This window comes from Vibrio sp. RM-41-2B (genome assembly GCF_024744415.1).
Taxonomy (GTDB): Bacteria; Pseudomonadota; Gammaproteobacteria; order Enterobacterales; family Vibrionaceae; genus Vibrio; species Vibrio diabolicus.
Window position 1 is genome coordinate 278,899 of record NZ_JAMQWD010000003.1, and the last position, 25,768, is coordinate 304,666.

Below are 25,768 nucleotides of genomic sequence, written 5' to 3' on the forward strand. Positions count from 1 at the left end.
ATTTACTAGGACGTATCACCTAATAAATGTGATCTATAGTTAAAAATTCTATTAATATGTTTAACAAGTTGGATAATTTAGAGCTTTGTGAGATCTTTCTCACGGTTATCCATAAGACGTACCGTTAGTATGCGCCCCACGAGATACGCCAAACCCTTTTGGCGGCACAACTCAAATGAATTAAACAAAAGTATCATGGTCCCTCTGACCTTGTGGCCGTACAGCGAACGCCCTACAAAAAATAATGATTTTCTGGCGGCCACCCTACTCTTCCTTATCTTTATCCAACTGTCTTTATTACGCTTTTACATCATCGGCGTCTTGAACCGCTAAGCGCGCACCTTGCAGAACTAATGCTGTCAGCAAGCGAACCTCTGAGGCCAACTCATCATTCCAAGCAGGCCAAATTCGAGAGATGTACGCATTATTGCCTTCGCCCGGGCTCATGAAGCCATCATTGAATGCGTCAGCCATTTTCTTCAAAGATTTCTCTTCGTCATCTACCCACTGACCGCGGCTAAAGCCCGCTTCAACACAAGCCAACGCCGTTTTCGGGAAATAAGGCAAAGGCTTAGTCATACCCTCGAAGAACAAGCGAACTAATTCAGTCAGTAACTGTTTGGCATACTGCGCATCGGCAATTTCTGGGTAGATCAAATGCATCGCACCTTCTTTACGATCGTAACCAATGATGTGGGTTTTCTTAGCATGACCCGACGCCGACATGGCAAGGTGATCGGTCCACGCTGCAAGGTAATCCTGCGAGCGAATCTTACCGCTTCGGTAACGAATCAACCCAGATTGGTAACACTGGGTTAGCCAACCTGTTAGGCGAACGTTTTTCTCTTCGCCTTCATTTCGCTCAAACAAGGAATCAAACGTCAGGTCGATTTCCAAATCGTCTTGAGGCGCACCAGATAAAAACGCCAGTTTGTCCACCAGCTCTTCCGCCTGAACTCGGTTGGTTTCAAACTCGATATCACCAAACGCCCCCACCGGCAGTTTGCCTTGCGCGCGCTGTTGACTCATAAAGTGTTTAAGCACCTCTGTTTTTTTCTCTGGCTGCATCAATGTCGTTTCAAGCAAGGTTTCTAACAGCTCATCACGCATTTGATAGCTTTCCAAACCACCTAAAACAAAGGGTTCGTCGTCTTCCATCACCGGCAGTGGCGGCTCAAAGATTACTTTTAAGCGACGATTGAAAAAATACTGCACCGGTAAGCGCCAGAAACGTTGCAACTCGACTAAGTCGAGCTCAAGTGGGAACGTCGCTCCTAACAGATAGTCGTCTAATGCACGGTTAAAATCACGACGAACATAGCCTTGCGATTGACTACTTTGAGTCAATGCCGCTGGAATCCATTCTTTCGCGTAGCTGGCGTGCATGCCTTGGAACGCACTTGGGCTAAACGGCACCATGGCGTGGGTATTCACCAACGCGTTTAACAAGTTGTCGCCAGACTCATCAACGGGCAACGCTTCATCACCACTTAAACAATAGTTTTGGTGGCAGTATTCCATCAGCTCAGAAACCAATACCGAGGGCACTCGCTCGGTGTTGTCTTGGATTGAACGGCCAACATAACTGATGTACAGCGTTTGCTGTGCAGACAACATCGCTTCGAGGAATAGGTAACGGTCATCATCTCGGCGCGAACGGTCGCCCGGTTTGGTTCTTCCTGTCATCAAGTCAAAGCCTTCTGGCGGCATGGAGCGTGGGTACACGCCGTCATTCATCCCCAGTAGACAAACGGTTCTAAACGGAATAGAGCGCATCGGCATCAGGGTACAAAAGTTCACTTGACCAGCAAGGAAGCGCTGGCTGACTCGTGTGCCAGATAATTTGTTTTGAAGGTATTGGCTGATGATCGACGGCGATAACGCATCATCAAATGCGGCATCAGCTAATTGCTCTTTGAGTTGGCTGAGCGTATCGCGAATGGATTTGAGCGCCATTTCGCCTTCTAACTCAACTGAGAAGAAGTCATCCAGCAGTGAAACCAAAGTCTCTCGCCAACCATCGATAGTTTGAACATGAGAAAGTTTGCTTCGATAAGTGCTAATTTGTTGGATAAAGTGTGCCAACTTGCCCGCCAGCTCTGCGCCCATGCCTTGCACTTCGTTGTACGGAGACAAACTGCCTTGCTCGGTTTCAAACAAACCTGCGGATTCTGGCATCGCGTAGCCAAGCAACATTCGTTGAATACCAAATTGCCATGTGTTTTGACGGGTTTCCGGCAGTTCAAATTCGCGTCCGGTATTGGCATCCAACCCCCAGCGAATTCCCGATTCCTCAACCCATTGTTTGGCTTGTAAGAAATCATCTTCGCTGAGTTCAAAACGCTTTAATATCGCTGGAGTTTCCAGAAGTTCGAGTAGTTCTGATGCCAAACAGCGCGTATTGGGTAAGTTCACCAACTGCATAAATGCAGCCAGAATTGGGCTCTCTTGATCGGCAGTTCGGTCAGAAATCGAATATGGAATAAAACGCTCACCCGGCGCGTTACCAAAGACCGCCTGAATCGCAGGGCTGTAAGCGTTGATGTCCGCGACCATCACGATAATATCGCGCGGTTTTAACGTTGGGTCAGCATCGAACATCGCCAACAGTTGATCATGCAGCACTTCCACTTCACGCATCGGGCTGTGACAAGCGTGTAGGCTCAGTGATTTATCACCCAAGCTAACCACTTGTTTGTGATGACTGTTTTCAATCTGTTGGTCATCTTGATGTTCTTCAAGATTGAGAATATCCGCTTGCAATTGATGGAGCAGACTGTCGCGCTCAACATCAACAAAGGCTTCAATTTCATGAGATTCCAGCTGAGACAACAGATACATATTGTCGCGCCCGAGTTTACCCATGGATGCCAACAGACTGTTTCCGACCACATCGGTGTGCAGCTCATCGATCACATTATCTTCCAGTGATCCTTTCAGTTGCTCAGTTTCACCTTGCACTTCCGAGTGATCGTCCTGCCACACAACATGCTGACGATGTTTCGCCGCCAAACGAGCCAGATATTTGCGATCTCGAACTTCACCCCAGTAATAACGACAAGGGTTGGTGAACATCAGATGCACGTCGATGTGTTCACCAATTGCTTTTAGCGCATCCATATAGCGAGGCGGCAACGAAGAAATGCCAAAAACAAACAAACGCTTGGGTAAATGGTCAAAATTGCCGTTAAAACTCGCTAACGTGTCGATAAAATGCTCATAAAGGTTGGCACGGTGATATGGAGACTGCCCTAATGACACAGTGTGATCGTACAACGCTTGCCATAGGATCGGCTGCCACGGATGCTCATCTTCCAGCTCTGGCACACCCAGCCCAGCTTCCCAACTTGCGATCCATTCCGGACGATACACCAAGTAACCATCGAAAATATCGGCAATTTTCTCAGCCAGCTGGTACAGCTTAGAGTGGTCACTGTCATCTTTGAGGTACTGCGCTAACGGCGAAAACACGTCTTGGTTGAGAAGCCCCGGTAGCAGATGCATCAGCTTCCACGTCATCGCTTCTTTGTTAAACGCACTGCGCTTGGGCACGTCTGGCAACACCTGCGTAAACATTTCCCAAATGAAGGTTGCAGGGAGCGGAAAGTCAATGTTCGCGGCAACACCAAACTCTTTGGCCAATTCCATTTTTAGCCACTGGGACATGCCCGGACTTTGAACCAGAATTTGTTCTTTTTCGAACGGGTTTTCCAGCGGACTGATTCGAATCAGTTCGACAAGGAGTGATTTAAGAACGTCAACTTGGTTGGAGTGATAAACAGTAAACAAATTGGGAATACCGAGCGCCGATTGAAACTGTTAGCTAGCTTAGCACAGCCCCATTTAAACCCGCAGTGATCTCGCGTTCGGAAAAAACAAAAGGTTATATATCACTCAAATAGAGTATGAATCTTCTGAATTTTCACATGTCAATCAAGTATGACACTTCCATACAAAATGTGACATTCGTCGCAACTATTCCATAATAAAAAACACTGTTTTATACTCCCTCTACCCATAATTTATAAACAAACAAAAAGTATGTTTCGCAAACTGTCTTCCAACAGCGCTTGGCTGATTGCTTTTTTTGCTTGCTTTGCAGTGTATCTGTCGATCGCTTGTTATCCTTTTGTGTTGTCTAACAATCAGAATGAACCGCTAACCTTGTTGCAAGGTTACTATTTAGTTTCGACTCAATATGGCTGGCTGGGCTTGATCGCTCTTCCATTTATGTTGTTGAGTTTATTGCTCTCTTTTCTACCGACTCGAGCATTCAAAGGCATCGTGATCGCTATCGCGATCTGTCTATTGATCATGTTTAAAGTCGATATCCTCGTTTTTCAGCAATACAAACTTCACATCAACGCCCTATTAATCCGTATGTTTTTCGAAGGTGGCGGTGATGTCTTCGATATTTCTTGGATGAGTTGGCTAATCTTCATCAGTGAAATTGCCATTCTGGTGATCGGGCTCGCCTGTACCGTTTGGGTAAGTAATAAACTGGCACAAAGCCGAGCTAAGTTCGTTTTGATCGGCGTCTGGTTTGTTGTATTGCTCAGTACACAGATGATTCATGCGTACAAAAACGCGCTTTACGACGATGAAGTCAGTCAGTTTTCGAATAACTGGCCACTTTACTACCCGCTGACGGCCCGTAAATTTATTTACAAACACGACCTAGTGGATGAGAACATTGCATCGAAGAACCGCGTAGAGTTAACCAACATTGAACGTAGCTCACTCAACTACCCGCTTGCGCCGATTCAAGTGCAAAGCAAAGAGAAACAGCCCAATGTTTTGTTTATCTTGGTTGACGCGTGGCGCTACAGTGATGCGACGCCGGAAATCATGCCAAATGTCAGCAAGTTCGCCGAAAAGACAGTGAATTTCACACAACACATGAGCGGCGGCAACTCAACTCAAGCGGGTATTTTCAGCCTGTTTTACAGCTTGCCAGCGACCTACTGGGAAAGCTTTTACGCAAGCCAACGCTCTCCTGTTTTTATGGATACGCTGCAAGCAAAAGGCTACCGCATGGGCATTTTTGGCTCGGCACCGCTCACCAGCCCGCCACTTTCTCGCACGGTATTCAAAAAAGTGTCGGACTTGACCTTGAAACAAACTGGGGAAACAGCTGTCGAGCGCGATCAGCAGATCACAGACAAGTTCATCGAGTTCCAAAAGCAGGACAGCGACAAACCGTACTTTGGTTTTCTGTTCTACGATGCCGCCCACGGCACGGTGTTTCCTGAACCTGAATTTGCGAAATTCAAACCATACTGGGAACGCGTTGACCACATTTTGCTCAACAACGATTTTGACGCTTCGCTTTACCACAATCGATACAAGAACTCGTTGTACTACATCGATAGCTTGATTGGTGATGTGCTGAAAAACGTCGACTTAGACAATACCATTGTGGTGATTTCATCAGATCATGGTGAAGAGTTTAACGACCATAAGATGAACTATTGGGGCCACACGGGTAACTACAGTGACGTACAAGTGCATGTGCCTCTTTACGTGTACATACCAAATCGTCAACCAGAGCAAATTGATTACCGCACGACCCATTTTGACGTCGTGCCAACCATGATGAATACGCTGTTTGACGTTCAAGGCACAACGAGTTCATACAGCGTTGGTCATAACTTGTTTGATAGCTCTGCCCCTCGCGATTGGTATATTGCTGGCAGCTACTACAACTATGCATTGGTCGGCAAAGAACTGATGCTTGTGGTCAATCCTGGCGGGCACTCTCAGCAACTGAATCGCCAGTTAAAAGTCGAGAAAGAACAGAAAGTTCCTGTCGATATCATTCGTCATTCTCTGGATGAGATGTCGCGATTTTACAAAAAAGGCTAGTGTCCAACATCGACGCCGATTGAAATAAAAAAGCCTCTTGGCTGTAAGACCAAGAGGCTTTTCCCTATCTGCTATTTAAGCGTGATGAGCGTGCATCAAGCGTGGCTGAATCAATAAGTTGTTGATGTATTGTAAAGCCACATAAGAGACAACAAATGTTGCCACAATCAACTCAAGACCAGCTAAGCCTCGCACTTGTTGAACATAGTGCGCAGCCAATCCTTGCAACTCCATCCAATTCGCCATTTTAAACAGCGCCGTCGCACCGATCACCATCGGGAAAGTGAACGCCGCATAGCCTGGGCTAAATGGCAGTCTAAGCAATTTAAAGAATGCGAGGTAAATGATGGCTGTCATCAATACCGCGATACCAAATAGCATAGCGATGATCACTGGTGATGGTGTCGCAGTGACCGTTAAGTACCCTGCCAATGATAGACTTGCTGGCGCTGCCATGATTGCCATTGTTGGTTTCGCTGCATCCGGAATTTCATGGGTAAACATGAAACGGTAAATCATCATCGGCAACATGATCGCGTACGCCACCATCCCAAACATCAATGCACCTTGTGCTACTGGTGCTAACATCGGGTTTCCAGAGAAAGACACATCCGCAACGATGATACCCACTGGCGGTACAAACCAACTAGGAACCATGTGGTGCAATTCAAAATCTTTGGCGCGATGGTAAACAAAGCTCACCAAGAACACGATGTGCAGAACCACTGCAATCAGCCAAAGCACATCACCAGCCAATGGGTAAAAATGGCCGAGAGAGTTCGATACCACCATAGTGCCCATCGCAAATGTCGGAACCACGCTGCCCACAACCGGATGAGCAAGATCTTGTCTCAATAGATGATTATGTAGCAAAAACTTGGTTGCCAATATAGCCAATAATACGCTCGCGATACCCGCACTAATCCACTGTCCGTAGCCATGTAATTCGGCGAAGTTCTCCCAACTCCAGCCCAAGCTTGCAATACCAAGAGCCAAACCCGCCATTGGAGTTGGTGCTCCCATTACTTTTGCTTTTGTTCTTTGAATCATGATGACCTCAACCAGACTCACTCTTGATGGAGCGTATAATACGCTTGCACTTCGTTCCGATATATCTAATTATTTAAAACAAACGTTCAAAATTACTTAACGGTGGGGTATGGCAAGTCACATTTCTCTTAAACAACTGAAAGTGTTTACGACGATCACGCAGCACAAAACGCTCACAGCAGCTTCTGATAGTCTCTTTTTGTCAAAAGCCGCTGTGAGCATGGCACTCTCAGAATTAGAAAAGCAGATCGGCCATCACTTGTTTGATCGTGTTAATAACCGACTGATTTTGAACCAAGAAGGTCAAAAACTGCTGCCACTGGCGGACGAATTACTCAACCGAGCCAAGGACATCGAGAGCATTTTCGATGGTGACCAAGCGCTATCGGGCCAACTTCGCATTGGTGCCAGCGACACCATTGGTAACCAAGTCGCGCCCTATTTGCTTAGCGAATTTCGTCAGCAAACGAACCATCGTTCTCAAAGCCTGTTCATTTCTAACTCCGCACAAATCTGCGACATGCTGACCGATTATGAGTTAGACATAGCCCTCATTGAAGGCAAAACACTTCACCCTGAATTGCAGTCTACCCAGTTTAGCGAAGATGAAATGTGCGTGATTTGCGCGCCCGATTACCCAGCCGCGCACGAAGGGCCAGTAAACTTAACCGAGCTAGAAAACAGTGAATGGATATTGCGAGAGGCAGGATCTGGTTCACGCGAATTTTTTATGCGCGTTGTCGCACCGCGCTTGGAACATTGGCATGAAGCTTTTCAGCTCAATACCACCGAAGCGTTGATCAACTCAGTATCTGCTGGGCTGGGCTTAGGCTGCTTGTCACGCTTGTCTGCAGAACCTGCTATTCGTGACGGTCGTGTAAAACTGCTCGACATGCCTTTAGATATGAAACGCCGCTTCTGGTTACTGGTTCATAAAGAGAAATATCAAAGCCCATTGCTCAAAACGTTTATCGAATTTTGCCAAGATTGGGAACGACCAACCAACCTTCCTTTGGGGAATAAATCCGCAAAGTGAAACCAAGATAGTTTAAATGCTAGTCAGTTAGTTGTACGTGTCTCTCATTCTGAGGCTTGTGGCTAGACTTGATTGGTCAAAAACTGTATAAAAAGCCAGTATCAATACACCAAATTAGGGGACCAACCATGGCTGTAATCGTCAAGTACGTGGTAGAACGCAATGGAGAAGAGAAAATGACTTTTACCTCTAAAGCGGAAGCTGACGCATACGACAAAATGCTGGATATGGCAGATGAACTATTCACGCTGCTAGGTAAAAGTGAACTTCTAGAAGACGAAGGTAAGCAAGAAGATCTTGCGATGTACCTCGCTCAAAACAAAGAAGAAGTGCTTTACGCACTGGGTGCAAAACGCAAACCAGCACCAAAGAAAGCAAAAAAGCTTGAATCTGTAGAAGAAGACAAGCAAGAAGACGCTGCATAAGTCTCTCATTTGTTAAAGAAACGCCGCATCATGTGGCGTTTTTTATATCTGAAGGCACACATCATCATGGAAAGATCGCCCTTTCTTTCGAGCACAGATACGACAAATCGCCTTCTTTCATTTCAACAAACACCTGCTAATTGATCACCTCACAACCACATTTCTCATCAGACAAACATATCTCCCAAAAGACAAAAGGTATCCATCTACAGACTTTATCTATTTCCCCTCTTTAAACTCCCTAGCACTCTCATTATGATGGCTGACAACTTAATTATTTCTTGTCAGTGAACAGACGAGACACAAGACTCAACACATGGAGATCAACTATGGCTTTCTTTTCTCTAGCCTTTGGTACAGCGACTAAAAACCGCGATGGCAAAATCATTGAAGCGTTTTTTCCAAACCCAGTTCTTAACCCAAATGAAGAGCTTGTTAACGCACTAGCAGCAGTAGCAGGTTACGAACAAGGCAACCAAGCTATCGAGATCTCTGCAGCACAAAGTGCAGAACTTGCGGCAGCATTCGAAGCAAACGGCGATGCAGCAAACGCATCTTTCGCAACCAAAGCTGCAGAATCAGCACAGCCGCTTGTACTGGTTATTCTAGCTACGGATGAACAGCCACAATCTGTTGCTGAAGGCTTCCTAAAACTTCAACTTATCTCTAACCGTCTAGTTAAGCCACACGGCACAGTACTGGATGGCATCTTCGGTCTACTACACAACATCGCATGGACTAACGAAGGCCCAATCGACCAACCTGAGCTGGCTGAGCGTCAAATCGAAGCTCGCCTAGCTGGCCGTACGCTAAGCGTAGATTGCGTAGACAAGTTCCCTAAAATGGTGGACTACGTGGTTCCAACTGGCGTTCGTATCGCAGATACTTCTCGCGTACGTCTTGGTGCACACGTTGGCGAAGGCACAACGGTAATGCACGAAGGCTTCATCAACTTCAACGCGGGTACTACTGGCGTGAGCATGGTTGAAGGCCGTATTTCTGCGGGTGTGGTTGTTGGTAACGGTTCAGACATCGGTGGCGGTGCATCTATCATGGGTACACTATCTGGCGGCGGAAAAGTGGTGGTTTCCATCGGTGAAAACTCTCTACTAGGCGCAAACGCAGGTCTTGGCTTCCCAATGGGTGACCGTTGTACTATCGAATCAGGTCTATACGTAACTGCTGGTTCAAAAGTGCGCATGCTAGATTCTGCTGGCCAAGAAGTAGAAGTAGTGAAAGCACGCGATCTTGCCGGTGTTTCTGACCTACTGTTCCGTCGTAACTCTGTAACAGGTCAAATCGAGTGTCTTGCAAACAAGAGCGCAGTTGAACTGAACAGCGAATTGCATAAAAACAACTAATAAATAGTTAAGAAAAATCCCCCAGCAGGAAACTGTTGGGGGATTTTTTAGCTTACAGCAAAATGCGTGATTACTGATTTAAAAAGCTGACTGCTTTATCTGGGAAATCAGTAAACAAACCATCCACTTTCACTTGGTTGTAGTACACATCCATCATGCCTTCAAAACTGTCCGTGTACGCAGGAATACGTCCAGGATCGGCACGGAACGTGTATGGGTGAACTTGTAAACCAGCGTCTTTTGCAGCCTTCATCAACGGCTTGATGATGATATTGTCTTTGGTTGACTTATCATCCACCAGCATCGGCTTCCAAGGTCCAATTCCTTCCGCGTAACTCGCTACTTTCTTCATGCCGTCGGCTTCGAACATCCAGTCATAACTGTATGGTGTTGCTGTATCGCCTTTGTACACCATAGTTTCGTTCCAGTCCGTGTAAGCCATAAGCTGAACGAGCTTTAAGTCCATGTCCATTGCAGGCATGAGCTCACTGTTGATGCGTTGAAGTTCATTCGCATCAAAACACTGCAAGTAGACTTTGTCGTCTTGCGAGTCGTAACCGTACTGCTTCAAGACTTTAAGCACCGCTTTAGAAATGTCCTTACCTTCATGACGATGGAACCAAGGCGCTTTAATTTCTGGGTAAATACCGATGTCGTAACCCAACGTCTTGTTAAGTCCTTGGATCAGCTCAATCTCTTCAGCAAACGTCGGCACGGTAAAATCCGATTTCCACATTGGGAATCGTGTCGGATAACCAGCGACCTTATTACCTTTGTCATCGATATTAAAGCCTTCAGTTACTCGCAGCGATTTGATTTCCGCCAGTGTGAAATCAATCGCGTAGTAGCGACCGTCTTTGCGCGCACGATCAGGAAAACGCTCCGCAACATCCGTTACACGATCTAGATAATGGTCATGCAACACGACCAACTGGTCGTCTTTCGTCATTACCACATCTTGCTCTATGTAGTCAGGTTTCATTGCGTAAGCAAGCGCTTTGGCTTCTAGCGTGTGCTCAGGCAAGTAACCCGATGCGCCACGGTGTGCAATTACAAGCGGTTTCGCAATCGCACCAGCTGAGAGGCTAAGTGCTAAAAAAGTAAGACATACTGACTTTGTTTTCATTGTTATTTCCTTGATAAAGCGAAGAGGCAGTATTCCACTGCCTCTTTAAATAAATATTACGCTAGCGCTTCCTTTTCGCGCTCTTTTTGCTCGTGGTGCGCACGCTCACCTAAGAAGGCGTACATCAAACACACAATAGAAGTAATACAAGAACCCACTAAGATGATAAAGCCACCATCCCAGCCAAAGTGGTCTACCGTGTAGCCCAGAATCGCGTTTGCAGCCACCGCACCACCTAAGTATCCAAACAACCCAGTAAGACCAGCAGCAGTACCAGCGGCTTTCTTCGGAGCGAGTTCAAGTGCGTACAAGCCAATCAGCATAACCGGACCATAGATTAGGAAGCCAATTGCAATCAGTGCCATCATGTCCACCATTGGGTTACCAGCAGGGTTAAACCAGTAAACCATCACTGCAACGGTCACTAGCACCATAAATAAGATGCCAGCAGGTGCGCGACGACCTTTAAACAATTTGTCTGAAATCCAACCACACAATAACGTGCCTGGAATGCCGGCCCATTCGTACAAGAAGTAAGCCCATGACGATTTATCTACCGAGAAATCCTTCGCTTCTTTTAGGTAAACAGGTGCCCAGTCCAGTACGCCGTAGCGAATTAGGTAAACAAATGCGTTTGCAATTGCAATCGACCAAAGCAGCTTGTTGTTGAATACATACTTAAAGAAGATTTCCTTGGCTGTCATTTCTTGTTCGTGCGACTTGTCATAGTCATCAGGATAATCGTCTTTATACTCTTCGATCGGTGGCAAACCACAAGATTGAGGCGTATCGCGAACCGTCATCCAAACAAACACAGCAACCAACGTGGCGAAAAATGCAGGAACATAAAATGCAGTGCGCCAATCATCGTTAAATGCCCACAGGCCAAGAATAAATAGTGGACCAATCAAACCGCCACCCACGTTGTGTGCCACGTTCCAAACCGAAACGATCTCACCACGCTCTTTACGTGACCACCAGTGCACCATGGTTCGTCCACATGCGGGCCACCCCATGCCTTGGAACCAACCGTTCAAGAAAAGCAAAATGAACATCGCAGTGACGCTGCCAGTCGCCCATGGCATAAAGCCAAAGCAAAACATAACCAATGCAGACATCAACAGGCCGCCACTTAGGAAGTAGCGAGGGTTGGAACGGTCAGATACGCTGCCCATTAGAAATTTAGAGAGACCATATGCAATGGAAACAGCTGCCAGCGCGACACCTAAGTCACCGCGGCTAAAGCCTTGCTCGATAAGATAAGGCATCGCCAAACTGAAGTTTTTACGAACCAAATAGTAACCGGCGTAGCCAACAAATATACCGATAAAGAGTTGCCAACGGAGGCGAGAGTAGGTGCTATCGATACTGCCTGGGGACAGACGATCAATGTGCGCCTTAGGTTTGAATATTCCAAACATAGGAACCTCATTATTTTGTATGCGATGGTAAAAAAACACAAAAGGAGCGAACGAAACAAAAAAATCTTCGTTCGAAAGCTCATGAATTGTATTGAGTTAGGATTTTATTTCTGTGACAAATGTTGCACATGAATTAAATATAAGTAAATACAGTAAATTAGAGCGCATTAATTAGACCATCGTTCAACTTTACTCATAATTAGTTAATATGAAACTGATGTTTCAACCTCTCATTTGAGCATTCTAATTCGAAACCAATGAAACAAAGGCTCGAATAAGAACACAATTTAACCGTAAAAAGGGTGTTTCACATCCATCCTTGTTACGCGAAACCACTAAATAACTAAAAAGATGAAAAATGTTCGCGCTTAGTATCAAACGAAATAACAAAACTAATGTTATCTGAACTCAAACCTAGACAGTGATTCACGAACACAAGACATAAACCATATTTATTTTCATCTCCATTTTCATAATTAACACTAATTTGGATAACAAGTTCCTCTCGAGATATAAACATAGCAACGCATTTTCTTATATCACCGCTAGTCCTTGATGTACTTGACCTCGCCTTACCTCTTTAGGGTTAATTACTACGCAAAATCTGAGTAATAAATCCCCAAGCACGTAGCAGCTTCACAAAACTCCTCTTACCAGTTGTGCATTCTTTTTCACATCGGTAATTTGAGCGCTTCCAAAACACACTTCGTAGTAAAGAAATTCTTTTCGTTGTTTTCTTTTTCGATTAAAAGATGCGCCATTTAACAAAAACGAAGACTTTGATTAACAATTTTATGCTCAAACGCTCATTTTTAACGCGCGTTTGTTTTCGCAAACGTTTATATGTGCACAATAGTATCGTGCTAGACAGGCAAAAACGATCAAAGGACTTTTAACATGACAACGAACAAACACCCCTCTCTGCTCGGAGAATGTTTGGCCGAGTTTATCGGTACAGGACTACTTATCTTCTTCGGCGTAGGCTGTGTCGCAGCCTTAGTTCTAACAGGCGCATCATTTGGACAATGGGAAATCAGTATTGTATGGGGCCTAGGTGTCGCCATCGCTATTTACTGTACTGCCGGCGTTTCAGGCGCGCACATCAACCCAGCGGTAACCATCGCACTCGCTATGTTCCATGGTTTTGATAAGGCGAAAGTGGTGCCATACATCATCGCCCAAATGCTTGGCGCATTCTGCTCTGCTGCGTTGGTTTACAGCTTATACAGCAACCTTTTCACCGACTACGAAATCGCACATAACTTCGTCCGCAGTAGCCAAGATGCACTAGCAACCGCTGGTATCTTCTCAACCTATCCACATGCTTCCCTCTCTTTCTTTGGCGCTTTTGCTGTGGAATTCGTTATCACTGCCGTGCTGATGTTTGCGATTTTGGCTTTGGGCGATGAAAATAACGGCGCTGCACGAGGTGCAATGAACCCGCTGTTAATCGGTATTTTGATTGCCGTGATCGGTGGTTCTCTTGGTCCACTAACTGGCTTCGCGATGAACCCTGCGCGCGACTTTGGACCGAAACTGTTCGCTTACTTCGCAGGCTGGGATTACGCTCTGACAGGTGCTAAAGACATTCCTTACTTTATCGTGCCTTTACTTGCTCCGATTGCAGGTGCGTGTTTTGGTGGTTGGTTGTATCCAAAAGCGATTGCGGCTTACCTTCCACAACAAGGCCACGGCTGTACAATTCCAAACCAATGTGAGACGGAAGAAGAAACAGAAGAAGCTAGAGCTTAAAACTGACGCAACTCGAACATTTACTAAAATATAAATAACGAAATAAAAGGATTCTTACCATGACTGAGCAAAAATACATTGTTGCCCTAGACCAAGGTACGACAAGCTCTCGCGCAGTAATTCTTGATCATGACGCGAACATCGTAAGCGTCGCACAGCGCGAATTTACTCAGATTTATCCAGAGGCAGGTTGGGTAGAACATGATCCAATGGAAATCTGGGCAACACAAAGCTCTACGTTGGTAGAAGCTCTAGCTAAGTCTGGCATCCGTAGCGACCAATTGGCGGCTATCGGTATTACTAACCAGCGTGAAACCACCATCGTCTGGAATAAAGAAACAGGCAAACCCGTTTACAATGCGATCGTATGGCAATGTCGCCGTACTGCTGACATCTGTGAAGATTTAAAAGCGCGTGGTCTAGAAAACTACGTACGTGACAACACTGGTTTGGTGCTTGACCCTTACTTCTCAGGTACCAAAGTGAAATGGATTCTGGACAACGTTGAAGGCGCGCGCGAAGACGCAGAAGCAGGCAAGCTGTTGTTCGGTACCGTCGATACTTGGTTAGTTTGGAAGATGACTCAAGGCCGCGTTCACGTGACCGACTACACTAACGCATCGCGTACCATGCTATTTAACATCAACGATCTATGTTGGGATCAGAAAATGTTAGATGAGCTTGGTATCCCAGCGTCTATGATGCCAGAAGTGAAACGCTCATCGGAAGTTTACGGTAAGACTAACATTGGTGGTAAAGGCGGTACTCGTATTCCTATTTCTGGTATTGCTGGTGACCAACAAGCTGCGCTTTACGGCCAAATGTGTGTTGAAGCGGGTCAGGCGAAAAACACTTACGGCACGGGTTGTTTCTTGCTAATGAATACGGGCCAAGAAAAAGTCACTTCGACGCACGGCCTACTTACAACTTTGGCTTGTGGTCCTAAAGGTGAGCCTGCTTATGCACTTGAAGGTGCCGTATTCATGGGTGGTGCTTCTATCCAATGGCTACGCGATGAATTAAAAATCCTAAACGGTGCAGAAGACTCTGAATACTTCGCAACCAAAGTGGATACCTCAAACGGCGTTTATGTCGTGCCTGCCTTTACTGGTTTAGGCGCACCATACTGGGATGCCTACGCACGTGGCACGATTGTCGGCCTTACTCGCGGTGTGAACTCAAACCACATTATCCGTGCAACTTTGGAAGGCATCGCTTACCAAACTCGTGACGTACTGGATGCGATGCAAGCCGACTCAGGTATTAAACTTGCGAATCTTCGCGTCGATGGCGGTGCGGTAGCGAACAACTTCCTAATGCAGTTCCAATCCGATGTATTGAATACAGAAGTACACCGCCCTCAGGTAACAGAGGTTACCGCTCTTGGTGCAGCCTACCTTGCAGGCCTTGCCGTGGGTTACTGGGACAGCATTGACGAGTTGCAGAATAAAGCGGTGCTTGATCGCACCTTTGAGCCGCACGGTGATGAAGAAAAGCGCAATCGTCGTTACAAGGGTTGGAAACGCGCGGTAAAATGTGCGCAAACCTGGTCTGAGCTTCACGACGAAGAAGATTAATCTCACCTCCATACGAAAAAAGAGCGCCATTTGTGCGCTCTTTTTTGCGCTTTGCCCCTGATTCCTGAACTCGCTTACTTCTCACAACGCGCAAATTCGAGCACAATAGAGCTTCGAATTTGAAGCATTGGCCGTTACCAATGCACAAGGGAGTGGTAAGTGAAGCAAATACCTCGACACCAACAGATTGTTGAGTTGGTGAAAAAACAAGGCTATGTCAGCACGGATGAGTTGGTAGAAAGATTCAATGTCAGCCCACAAACCATCCGACGCGATCTCAATGAACTCGCCGACGACAACAAAATTCGTCGTTATCACGGTGGTGCAACCATCCCTCTCAGTTCTGAAAACACATCTTACAACACGCGTAAAGCGCTCAACTTCAATGAAAAAGATGTCATTGCAGACGAGGTGGTCAAGCACATTCCTGATGGCGCGACTCTATTTATTGATATCGGCACCACACCAGAAGCGGTTGCGCGAGCGCTCAATAAAAACCATAAACAGCTACGCGTGGTTACCAATAATATCAACGTGGCAACCATTCTCTTCCCCAACCCAGAGATCAAAGTCATCTTAGCTGGCGGTGAAGTTCGAAGTCGCGATGGCGGCATTGTTGGAGAAGCCACTCTCGACTTCGTTAAACAGTTCCGTCTCGACTTTGGCATTCTTGGCATCAGTGGTATCGACTTCGATGGTTCACTGCTGGATTTTGATTATCACGAAGTAAGAGTCAAACAAGCGATCATCGACAACAGCCGCAGTGTATTTCTCGCCGTCGACCACACCAAGTTCGGGCGCAATGCCATGGTGAAGCTAGGCAATATCGCTCAGCTCAACATGATCTTTACCAACAAGCAGCCACCAGAAGAAATCTTGTCGATTTTAAAAGAAGCTTCAATTCCACTTGAAGTCGTTGAAGCGAACGAGACAAACTTTGAAAACGAGTAGTTCCAATCATTAATTTGCCTCTCAAATGACCTCTGTCTTAATTAGGCAGAGGTTTTTTTGTGCCTAAATCACACAAAACGCTCACAAACGAAAATAATAGATGATCACAAACGAAACCTAAGCTAGGATTAGATCATGTTCCAAAATGCTCGTTCGCTCACCAAGAGGTCAAATTTATGAGTATACAAAAAAATGCTTCCACTACTAGCTCATCCACTACCTTAGACTTGATCGTAATTGGTGGCGGCATTAACGGGGCTGGTATTGCGGCAGACGCAGCTGGCCGCGGTTTGAGTGTTGGCTTATACGAAGCAAATGACTTTGCGTCCGCTACTTCTTCGGCAAGTTCTAAACTGATCCACGGCGGTTTACGCTACCTTGAACACTATGAGTTTCGTTTGGTTTCGGAAGCGCTCGCAGAACGTGAAGTTATTCTTCGCAAAGCGCCTCACGTTGCCCTACCAATGCGTTTCCGTTTGCCTCATCGCCCATTCCTACGCCCAGCTTGGATGATTCGCTGTGGTCTGTTCCTTTACGATAACTTGGGTAAACGTACGACTCTGCCAGGCAGCAAAACCGTCAACTTAGCGAAATCGGGCTTGCTAAAACCAGAAATGAAAACCGGTTTCGAATACTCTGACTGTTGGGTTGATGACGCGCGTTTAGTATTACTTAACGTTCTGGCTGCTCGTGAAAACCATGCAGAAGTACGTAACTACTGCCGCGTAGAAAAAGCACACCGTGAAGGTGGTATCTGGCATGTCACAATTCATGACGTGATGACAGACCAACGTTTCGAACGCAAAGCAAAAGCACTAGTAAACGCAGCTGGCCCTTGGGTAAAACAGTTCTTTGATGATGGATTAGAGCAAGCCTCTCCTCGTAACATTCGCTTAATCAAAGGCTCGCACATCGTTGTTCCTCGTATCCACAACGAACCGCAAGCCTACATTCTTCAAAACAAAGACAACCGCATCGTATTTATGATTCCTTACTTAGATAAGTTCTCAATCATTGGTACAACAGATGTGGAATACAAAGGTGACCCACGCGAAGTGGCAATCTCAGATGACGAAGTCGATTACCTCATCGACATCGTAAACCAACACTTTGTCCACCAGCTGACTCGCGAAGATGTGGTTTGGACATACAGCGGTGTTCGTCCTTTATGTGACGATGAATCTGACTCTCCGCAAGCGATCACACGAGACTACACGCTAGAACTCGATGCGGAATACGACCATGCACCTCTGCTTTCTGTCTTTGGTGGTAAGCTGACGACCTACCGTAAACTGGGTGAAGCGGCAATGAAAAAGCTGGCTCCTTTCCTACCAGAAATGGGAAGCGACTGGACGGCAAATCAAACCCTACCTGGTGGTAACTTCAGCTGTAGTCGTGAACAATTAGCTAAACAAATTCATGCTAAATACGCTTGGGCGCCAGAAGCATTGATTCTTCGTTACGTAACACAATTTGGTACCCAAACGTGGAACTTAATGGAAGGCACTGCAAGCGAAGCTGACCTTGGACACGCGTTCTCATCGCAAGCCGGCGGTGTTTACCAACGTGAGATCGACTACTTAATGAACCATGAAATGGCAATGACCGATGAAGACATTTTGTGGCGTCGTACCAAACTTGGTCTGTACATGAACGATGAAGAAAAGCTGGCTTTATCGGACTATTTAAAAGAAAAGCTACAGCAGAAAGTGGTTAATCTTTCTCAAGTTGGCTAGCTGCTCCTCCCCTCCCCACTAGAAAGCCTGCCTCGCTGCAGGCTTTTTTATTTTGCTGTTTTTACACCACACTTTGGCTTGCTTCACTTGATTACAAATAAGAGCAACTATTCATAGACATTTAGCGTTAAATGCAATCATACTCATTTAAATAATTATCCCTGAATAACTTCATGGCGCTGGGTTCAGAACGTTATCACTGATGCACTTCCCGGAAAATAATGCAGCGGAAGAGCACAGGCTCTTTCCGAGTTATTTGGGGAAAGGCTCAGACAAGGAAAAGAAAATGGGTTTTATGATTGAACATTGGGATTTTTCAACCCCAGAAGCAACTCAGCAATCCACAACGGCGGAGCAGATTCAAGCCAAACATTGGTACCATTGTGAACGGCTGCATCCCGATATTCGGGGCTGGCTAGAACAAAACCAAGTGCCACGTGCCACTGTTGATCACCTGTTAGCCGACGAGAGCCGACCGTCTTTCCACCCTTTGGATGACGAGAACTTCATGTTGATTTTACGAGGCGTCAATATGAATGGCGATGCTTCACCAGAAGACATGCTCAGTATACGAATTCTCTATTTTCAAGGGGCACTGATTTCAACACGTAAGATCCCATCGCGTGCCATCATGGAAATTCGTCAAGCATTGGCGGAACATAAAGGCCCGAAAAGCCTTGCTGGTTTACTTCATCAGATTATTGAAGGATTAAATAGCAAAATAGACGTTTACCTCGATACGATTGAAGAGACGTTAAACCAGTTTGATGTGAATGATGAATCGACGTACAAGCATATGGCGACTCAAAAAGCGCTTATCTCCATCAAACGTTTTATTCGCCCTCAGCAATATGCTATTCGAGATCTCGTTGAATCAGAGTCCGAGTTGGTGGCTTTAAGGCCCCATCAATATCGCTTCGCCCACAATAATATTACGCGCATAAATGAAACACTTGAGTTTTATCTTGGAGAAGTCGCTCTCTTTCAAGAAGAAATCAAACATCATCGTGACGAGAAAACTAATAAAAACAGTTATCTATTTACCCTAGTGGCGACTATTTTCTTGCCAACCAGCTTCCTAACAGGTTTGCTTGGCATCAACATTGGCGGTATGCCAGGCGTGGAATCCGCCATGGCGTTCACCTGGTTCTGTATCGCTTTAATTGTCATCTTTGCTCTAGAGTGGTGGCTATTCAAACGTTTGGGGTTCACGAATAAAACGGACGACGAATAAGCGCTAATCCTATAAAGAACAAAAATCAAAAGAGGAGCGCGCGGCTCCTCTTTCTCTACTCACATTAGAGCCCTATCCGGGATGACCATCAACGCGAGGGGTAATAAGCATCACGCCAAAGCGCCAAACAAACAGGCCAAATGCGACAATCCACAATCCGCCACTGATATTAATCCACAGCATCATATTGGCAGGATCAAATATCACGGCAAAACTGCGAACCAAAGCTGCCGCGGTAATCGCCGCAAACGCGAGGCTCATGTTCGGACCTTTGTAGATCATGCGACCAGTATGTCCCATCGTCACGCGTGCGATCATCGCCAAAATCAAACCGCCTAATGCACCTATCGCAAACAGGTGAATCAGGTTATGGCTGGCAAATGCGTCTCCCCAAGCACCTCGCAAAATTAAGCTTAGTGGCAAACACAAATACGCAGTATGCAGCGACCACACTAAAGGCTCGCTCAGGGTTAACCAAGGTTTCCAGCGAACAAAACGCACCAACTGAGCAACACCTGCAAATAGCATCAAAGGACTACCTAGTTCTGCAAACGTCACAGGGAAAAAGCTCAGCACAAATAGCATTACCAATGGCAAGTTAGCGAACCACTCTAACCAAGCCAATGGTTGCGCTTTTTCGAAATTAAATCGACGCGCAGTAAAAAATGGAATCACACGTCCGCCCATCACTGACAACAGCAAGGTAAACCACCACAGCATTGCTTGCCACACAGCAGAAGAGCTAAAGGGCGGCATACCTTTTATCGTCGCGTAACTTGCAAAGTTCGCAAAGATGGCCAAAAGAAACAGCGGTACAAAAAACAAATTACGCCAGCCTTTGGCTCGATACACACGAATGCCCACCTCATAGGCGACAAACAGTAAAAATACCGCTTCGATACTACTGGTTAACCACAACGGTGCTGGTGTCCAAAGCAATATGCGGGGCACTAACCACAAGCCAAATAAAGCCAGAAGCATGTAATGCTTGGTACCATTAATGCCAGTCCAGTTTTGTACAGCAGTCAATACAAAACCAACCACAATGGCCATCGAAAAACCAAACAACATTTCATGCACGTGCCACCACAATGCCGGTACAGCTAATGCGTTTGGCTGTCCGGTTTGGAACATCCACACCCACAACGCAATCGCAACAATGGCGTAAATCGACCCAAACAGAAAAAACGGCCGAAAGCCTAATCGCAGCCATGCGGGGATTTTTTCTTCCACTTTTTTATCGGTGATGTTCAGCATTATCTTGCCCTCAAGCGTCTCTTGATGCTGGTTAACTCAACTACAATATTGATGCTACCACAAACATGCATAAAAAATACATGTTAAGAGTTAAGATTATACTTAAGAGGTAAAGTTGTGCTTCAGAGGCGGGTTAGGTATAAACGGTGAGAGACACAACCATCAGTTAAGGGATGCAACGAAGATGTACATATTTGGCTATGGCAGTTTGATTAATTCTGCGTCACGTAAGTTAACCGGAAGAACGGGAGAAGCCATTCCCGTCATTGCTCATGGACTGGTGCGCTACTGGGGAAAGATTGATGACAGCTACACTCTGTCTCCTCTGGTTGTAAACCAAGGCGATGGGCAGGTCAACGGCGTTTTACTCGAAGTGAATGAAGAGGCTCTCGCAGAATTCGATCGCCGTGAGCGTGGTTATCATCGTATTCAAATTCAGCCAGATCAAATCGAATCGGACGCGAACTTTAACCAAGAACATAGCATCTGGGTTTACGTAAAAGACGAGCCATTACCACCGTGCGTAAAAAGCCCAATCATGCAAAGCTATGTCGATACCGTGCTAGCAGGTTGCTTGGAAGTATCTCATGCGTTTGCAGAGCATTTTGTGCGTCACACCATTGGCTGGCAACACGCAAAAGAAAATGACCGCTCCCAACCTAAATATGGCAACCTTGCAGGCGTGCAAAAGCATCATTACGAGTTGATTGATAATCTGATTGCCCAAAATTCGTAGCTCAATCCCATCTGTAAAAACAGCTCTAAACTAAGAGCTGTTTTTACAATAGAGCGACCAGTGAACTGATTAAACAATTCTCACCCCAGTCGGCATCGCTCTTTCTGGCGTAAGCAGCACACTTTCGGACTCATCATCCGTTTCTGCGCACAACAACATACATTCTGAGGTTTCGCCGCGCATTTTGGCTTTGGCAAGATTACACAACACGACCACTTGTTTGCCCATCAACTCTTCCTCGGTGTAATAAGGTACTAAGCTGGTTACGGTTTGCAGTGTTTTTTCACCAATATCAATTTGCACAATGTACAGCTTGTCTGCATTTTGATGACGAGCCACTTCAATGATTTTTCCGGTACGAATTTCCAGTTTGGCAAAATCAGAGTAAGCAATAGTTTCCATAATTAAAACCTCAGTAAAGTTTTACTAAAAAGATAACGTTTACACTATCAGTAAGCTTAATAAATACAAGTGGTAAAGTTCTCATTTCCGAAAGCAAATCCCCTATTAAATTGCACTTATTACACAATGGGTGTTTAATACTTCCAGTCAAAATTTTTAGCCACTAAAGGTTCTATATGGCAACGATCAAGGATGTCGCGAAAGAAGCCGGTGTTTCGGTCGCAACGGTTTCTCGCGTGATCAACAAGTCCCCAAAAGCCAGTCAATCATCGGTAGAGTCGGTCACCAAAGCAATGAGCAAATTGGGTTACAGACCCAATGCCGCAGCTCGCGCACTGGTGAGTCAAAGCACAAATACCATGGGTGTGTTGGTGAGTGATGTGTCCGATCCTTTCTTCGGCACGCTGGTCAAATCCGTCGATAATATCGCGCGCGAAAATGGCAAACATATCTTGATTGGCAACGGGTATCACAATCCAGATGATGAGCGTCAAGCCCTAGAATTGCTGATCAACAGCCGTTGCGATGCAATAGTCATCCACTCGAAAGGCTTATCTGATGATGAGCTAATTGGCTACGCCCAAGAGGTGAAAGGTATGGTGCTTATCAATCGTCATATCCCAGAGCTGGCTGAACGCTGTATTTCCCTTGATAACCGCAAAGGAGCATTCCTCGCGACAGAATATTTAATTCGTCACGGGCATCGCAAAATCGCTTGCATTGCCTCATCCCACGATATCGAAGATACCGATGAGCGATTGCAAGGTTACCAAGCCGCGCTGAAAGAACATGGTATTGAACTCTCCACAAGCTACATCGAATACGGTGAACCCAACAGTGATGGTGGCGAAGTTGCGATGACCAATCTGTTAACCAAATCTTTGGAGATTACTGGAGTGGTGGCCTACAACGACTACATGGCCGCTGGCGCACTCGCAGCATTAGATCAAAATGGCATTGACGTACCAAATAAGGTATCTATGGTCGGGTTCGATGATGGCTTGATCGCCCGCTTTGTTCACCCTAGCCTGACCACTATTCGCTACCCAATCGAGATGATGGCAGAACGCGCCGCCCGTTTGGCTTTGGCGCTATCTCGTGACGAAAAAATTGAAGACGAAACCATTATTTTTAGCCCAACTTTAGTACGAAGAAATTCTGTTGAGCGTTGTTGATGGTGGATAACCTGTAAATTGAAAACGAAAAGCCCGCTCAGGTTATTGAGCGGGCTTTTTCTTTGAGCACTTGTCGAGACGATATGGATTCTAGCTCAAGGCTTCGTTCGGTTTTGCAGACTTCACGTCAACGCCTTCCGCAAACTCACCACGCTGTAATTTTTCTCGTAAAATCGCATGTTGGTCTTCGGTAAATGTGTAGCGAGACATAATAAAGATGCGCACTAAAGCTCCCAATGCGGGTAGCAATGCAATACAGAAGAACATGCCACTGAGCGCGGTTTCCGTTTGCGCCGCATTTGGTACATAGCCAATCATCGTCAAGATTACCCCCGTTAAGCCGCCCGCTACCGCAACAGAAAGTTTGCCTGTAAAGGTTTGTCCCGAGAACGTGATCGCCGCGGTACGTTTGCCACTGTGGTAGTACGAGTACTCTACTGTGTCTGCAATCATGGCCGAGATAAGAGGGTTGGTCATCATAAAGATGCCTGTAATCACCGCTAACCACGCCATCACGACCGTTGGATTATCATAGCCAGTAAAATAGAACCCAATGCGAGCGATGATCTCTAAAACACACAGCGCAATAAAGATGTCACGTTTTTTGAAACGCTTTGTCAGCACAGGCGTAGCCAAACACGCAATCGCACTTACCAAAGTGATGGTACCAATCAGAGAGACTAACCCTGCGTCACCCATGTTGTATGTGAAGAAGAAAATGTATAAGCCATTCACCAGATTGAAGAACACATTCATGAAAAACGCTGCCAGAATAAAAAACAACGGCTTGTTTTTACGAACGGCTTGAAAGGTTTGTTTTAGCGTGACTTTTTCACAGCTCTTCGTCGAGATGCGTTCTTTGGTGTTATAAAAACCGTTCAGCATGAAGAACAAACCCGCAATCATCAACACAATCACAGCTGGTAAGTAACCCTGATCTGCCCGGCCATCAGCGAAGTAAGCGCTCAGTTTTGGGAACACAACCAAAGTCGCACCAATACCCGCATTCACCCCTAACATGGCACAAGTTGCCGCTTTTGCTCGCTCTTGTGGTTCATCCGTCATAACAGAAGACATAGACCAAAACGGCACATCAGAAATGGTGTAAAGCGTACCCCAAAGAATGTAAGTGATACCGGCATACATCACTTTTGTCGATGTATCAGCATCGATGTTATAGAAAGCGGCCACCGTGACCAGAACAATCAGAACCGGCGTAAACAGCATGTAAGGGCGGAATTTACCAAAGCGAGAGTCTAACGTGTCCATGTATCCGGCAATGAGCGGATCGTTTACCGCATCCCACACACGAGCAATCAAAAAAATCGTACTCGCCGCAATTGGAGAAATGCCCAAAATATCGGTATAGAAATAAAGAATAAAAGAGCCGACTAGACCAAAGCTAAAGCACTGGCCTACCCCATAGCCGAAGTAAGACATCAGCTCCTTATTAGTGAGTTTGTTTTGTAGAGTAGTCATTGTTCACGTCTCAATTGATTTTATTGTAAATAAGAAACCGACCCATTTCTCAGAGTCGGCTCACAGGCAATTAATCCACTTCTGCGAGTGTTTTGATCAATTGCACTTCGCTTGCGTCATACGGCTGTCCTTGCTCATCAAGCAGATCGTGGAACCATTGACTCGCATAGTTTGCATCGCTACGTTTTATCTCTGGCCAAGGCAGATGCGTTTGTGTTTTTCCTTTCACTAATCCCCACTGGTAGCAGCCAATGTTTTTCTGTTTAAAGACCGGAAGCTGTTCGTGCATGTACGATTGCGCATGACGAGCAAGCCACTCAGTACACATCATTGGTCGGTTGTAGCTTTCTACAATTTCAACGGCTTTATGGAACAGATCGAGTGGTAAGTAAGCGTGGAAAGTAATGATGTCCGATAGCTCCATCGCTTTGCGATCGGTTGGGTGTTCATAAATCGGCAGGCTTCGGTCAAGAATGCTTGGCGCATGCCAAGCGCCAACGGTGAGAGGCTGAGTTGGGTTTTCTTCACGTGCCCACTCAAACGCTTGTTCCATCAGCTCATGACTAAAGATTTCCATTTCTTCGTCGTAAGCGATCTCACCCGTAGTGGTGAAAATCATGCGGTTGGTTGGCTCGTTATAGAGATCCCAAATAACGATTCGAGGGTCATTTTTGTAGGTAGAGATGATGTCGCGAATATACGCTTCGACCTCACCCCACATAGATTTGTCCATCACCACATTGCGACCAGGACTTGCTGCTGCTTGGCTATTGTGCAAATCCGGTACTGGCGCTTTTTGTTCACCAAGATAAGGATGGTCGCCCGAAAAACCGCAGTCATCCATCGGCGTGAGCATCACTTTGATTTGATTGCGTTCGCAAATATCCAGAAAGCGCTCAATTCGCGCATGTAAACCATCGCGATCCGCTTGCCAAACTATAAATGGTAAGTTGGTACGTAAAGTGTTGTAACCCACATCATGCGCCCAAGCTAACTCTTGTTCCATCACCTCTGGAGCAAAAGATTCCGCTTGCCACATCTCATTCCAGTTAACCGCTGTGCGCGGTAAATAGTTAAAGCCACGTAGCCAGCCATGCTCTTTTTGCCATTGCCACGCTTTCTCTTCCGACCATCTTTTCATCTTACTCACCTTAAAGCTAAATTATTAACTAATAATATTAGTTA

At 45.9% G+C, this 25,768-nt stretch carries 19 protein-coding genes; 11 read left to right on the forward strand and 8 right to left on the reverse strand.

The features are described 5' to 3' along the window. Window positions 1-297: 297 nt before the first annotated feature. The gene (gene recC / locus NB463_RS01395) at window positions 298-3,789 is read right to left on the reverse strand and encodes an exodeoxyribonuclease V subunit gamma (protein WP_258431127.1); all 3,492 of its coding nucleotides are present in this window, start codon (window positions 3,787-3,789) and stop codon (window positions 298-300) included. A gap of 252 nt (window positions 3,790-4,041) precedes the next feature. Between recC and NB463_RS01400 the strand changes: the two genes are divergently transcribed. Beyond that, window positions 4,042-5,865, forward strand: coding sequence for a DUF3413 domain-containing protein (locus NB463_RS01400; RefSeq protein WP_258431128.1), 1,824 nt, complete (start codon window positions 4,042-4,044; stop codon window positions 5,863-5,865). Between the two features lie 75 nt (window positions 5,866-5,940). Here NB463_RS01400 and NB463_RS01405 read toward each other — a convergent pair whose 3' ends face one another. Further along, window positions 5,941-6,915 carry a TDT family transporter gene (locus tag NB463_RS01405; RefSeq protein ID WP_005484954.1) on the reverse strand — a complete coding sequence of 325 codons (975 nt, stop codon included), beginning with the start codon at window positions 6,913-6,915 and terminating at the stop codon, window positions 5,941-5,943. Window positions 6,916-7,024: 109 nt separating this feature from the next. On the opposite strand from NB463_RS01405, the gene NB463_RS01410 reads away from it, so the two are divergent. The 3 genes from NB463_RS01410 (at window position 7,025) to dapD (ending at window position 9,737) form a co-directional block, all read left to right on the forward strand. Then, the gene (locus NB463_RS01410; RefSeq protein ID WP_005482339.1) at window positions 7,025-7,951 is read left to right on the forward strand and encodes a LysR substrate-binding domain-containing protein; all 927 of its coding nucleotides are present in this window, start codon (window positions 7,025-7,027) and stop codon (window positions 7,949-7,951) included. Window positions 7,952-8,079: 128 nt separating this feature from the next. Continuing rightward, a complete protein-coding gene (locus NB463_RS01415) occupies window positions 8,080-8,376 on the forward strand; it encodes a YebG family protein (RefSeq protein ID WP_041852896.1) in 297 nt (98 codons plus the stop codon). A 329-nt stretch (window positions 8,377-8,705) separates the two neighbouring features. Then, window positions 8,706-9,737: a 2,3,4,5-tetrahydropyridine-2,6-dicarboxylate N-succinyltransferase gene (dapD, locus tag NB463_RS01420; protein WP_258431132.1), complete on the forward strand. Its 1,032-nt coding sequence runs from the start codon at window positions 8,706-8,708 to the stop codon at window positions 9,735-9,737. Window positions 9,738-9,807: 70 nt separating this feature from the next. Here dapD and glpQ read toward each other — a convergent pair whose 3' ends face one another. Together glpQ and glpT are read right to left on the reverse strand one after the other, a co-directional pair. After that, complete coding sequence (gene glpQ, locus NB463_RS01425; RefSeq protein ID WP_068864588.1) at window positions 9,808-10,863, reverse strand: glycerophosphodiester phosphodiesterase; 1,056 nt, start codon at window positions 10,861-10,863, stop codon at window positions 9,808-9,810. A gap of 56 nt (window positions 10,864-10,919) precedes the next feature. Beyond that, window positions 10,920-12,284, reverse strand: a complete 1,365-nt coding sequence (gene glpT, locus NB463_RS01430; protein ID WP_006742417.1) for a glycerol-3-phosphate transporter — start codon at window positions 12,282-12,284, stop codon at window positions 10,920-10,922. A gap of 897 nt (window positions 12,285-13,181) precedes the next feature. Here glpT and NB463_RS01435 point away from each other — a divergent pair. From NB463_RS01435 to NB463_RS01455, 5 genes are all read left to right on the forward strand, one after another. Further along, window positions 13,182-14,036: an MIP/aquaporin family protein gene (locus NB463_RS01435; protein ID WP_046875005.1), complete on the forward strand. Its 855-nt coding sequence runs from the start codon at window positions 13,182-13,184 to the stop codon at window positions 14,034-14,036. A 59-nt stretch (window positions 14,037-14,095) separates the two neighbouring features. Beyond that, a complete protein-coding gene (gene glpK / locus NB463_RS01440; RefSeq protein ID WP_104969729.1) occupies window positions 14,096-15,613 on the forward strand; it encodes a glycerol kinase GlpK in 1,518 nt (505 codons plus the stop codon). Window positions 15,614-15,772: 159 nt separating this feature from the next. After that, entirely contained in the window at window positions 15,773-16,564 is a 792-nt protein-coding gene (locus tag NB463_RS01445; RefSeq protein WP_006742414.1) for a DeoR/GlpR family transcriptional regulator, read from the forward strand. A gap of 176 nt (window positions 16,565-16,740) precedes the next feature. Then, entirely contained in the window at window positions 16,741-18,300 is a 1,560-nt protein-coding gene (glpD, locus tag NB463_RS01450; RefSeq protein ID WP_074191728.1) for a glycerol-3-phosphate dehydrogenase, read from the forward strand. 286 nt (window positions 18,301-18,586) lie between these two features. After that, on the forward strand, window positions 18,587-19,534 hold the full coding sequence (locus tag NB463_RS01455) for a CorA family divalent cation transporter (protein ID WP_152811695.1): 948 nt from the start codon (window positions 18,587-18,589) through the stop codon (window positions 19,532-19,534). Between the two features lie 72 nt (window positions 19,535-19,606). On the opposite strand, the gene NB463_RS01460 is transcribed toward NB463_RS01455, so the two are convergent. After that, window positions 19,607-20,791, reverse strand: coding sequence for an NnrS family protein (locus NB463_RS01460; RefSeq protein ID WP_258431133.1), 1,185 nt, complete (start codon window positions 20,789-20,791; stop codon window positions 19,607-19,609). 184 nt (window positions 20,792-20,975) lie between these two features. Between NB463_RS01460 and NB463_RS01465 the strand changes: the two genes are divergently transcribed. Continuing rightward, a complete protein-coding gene (locus NB463_RS01465) occupies window positions 20,976-21,527 on the forward strand; it encodes a gamma-glutamylcyclotransferase family protein (protein WP_258431134.1) in 552 nt (183 codons plus the stop codon). Between the two features lie 69 nt (window positions 21,528-21,596). Here the strand turns inward: NB463_RS01465 and NB463_RS01470 are convergent, their stop codons facing one another. Further along, window positions 21,597-21,929 carry a tRNA-binding protein gene (locus NB463_RS01470; protein WP_005494151.1) on the reverse strand — a complete coding sequence of 111 codons (333 nt, stop codon included), beginning with the start codon at window positions 21,927-21,929 and terminating at the stop codon, window positions 21,597-21,599. A 176-nt stretch (window positions 21,930-22,105) separates the two neighbouring features. On the opposite strand from NB463_RS01470, the gene NB463_RS01475 reads away from it, so the two are divergent. Next, entirely contained in the window at window positions 22,106-23,104 is a 999-nt protein-coding gene (locus NB463_RS01475) for a substrate-binding domain-containing protein (protein WP_258431135.1), read from the forward strand. A 90-nt stretch (window positions 23,105-23,194) separates the two neighbouring features. Here the strand turns inward: NB463_RS01475 and NB463_RS01480 are convergent, their stop codons facing one another. Together NB463_RS01480 and NB463_RS01485 are read right to left on the reverse strand one after the other, a co-directional pair. Further along, window positions 23,195-24,583 (reverse strand): MFS transporter, encoded by a 1,389-nt coding sequence (locus tag NB463_RS01480; protein ID WP_109169546.1) that lies wholly within the window; start codon window positions 24,581-24,583, stop codon window positions 23,195-23,197. A 70-nt stretch (window positions 24,584-24,653) separates the two neighbouring features. After that, on the reverse strand, window positions 24,654-25,724 hold the full coding sequence (locus tag NB463_RS01485) for a cellulase family glycosylhydrolase (RefSeq protein WP_005494146.1): 1,071 nt from the start codon (window positions 25,722-25,724) through the stop codon (window positions 24,654-24,656). Window positions 25,725-25,768: the final 44 nt, after the last annotated feature.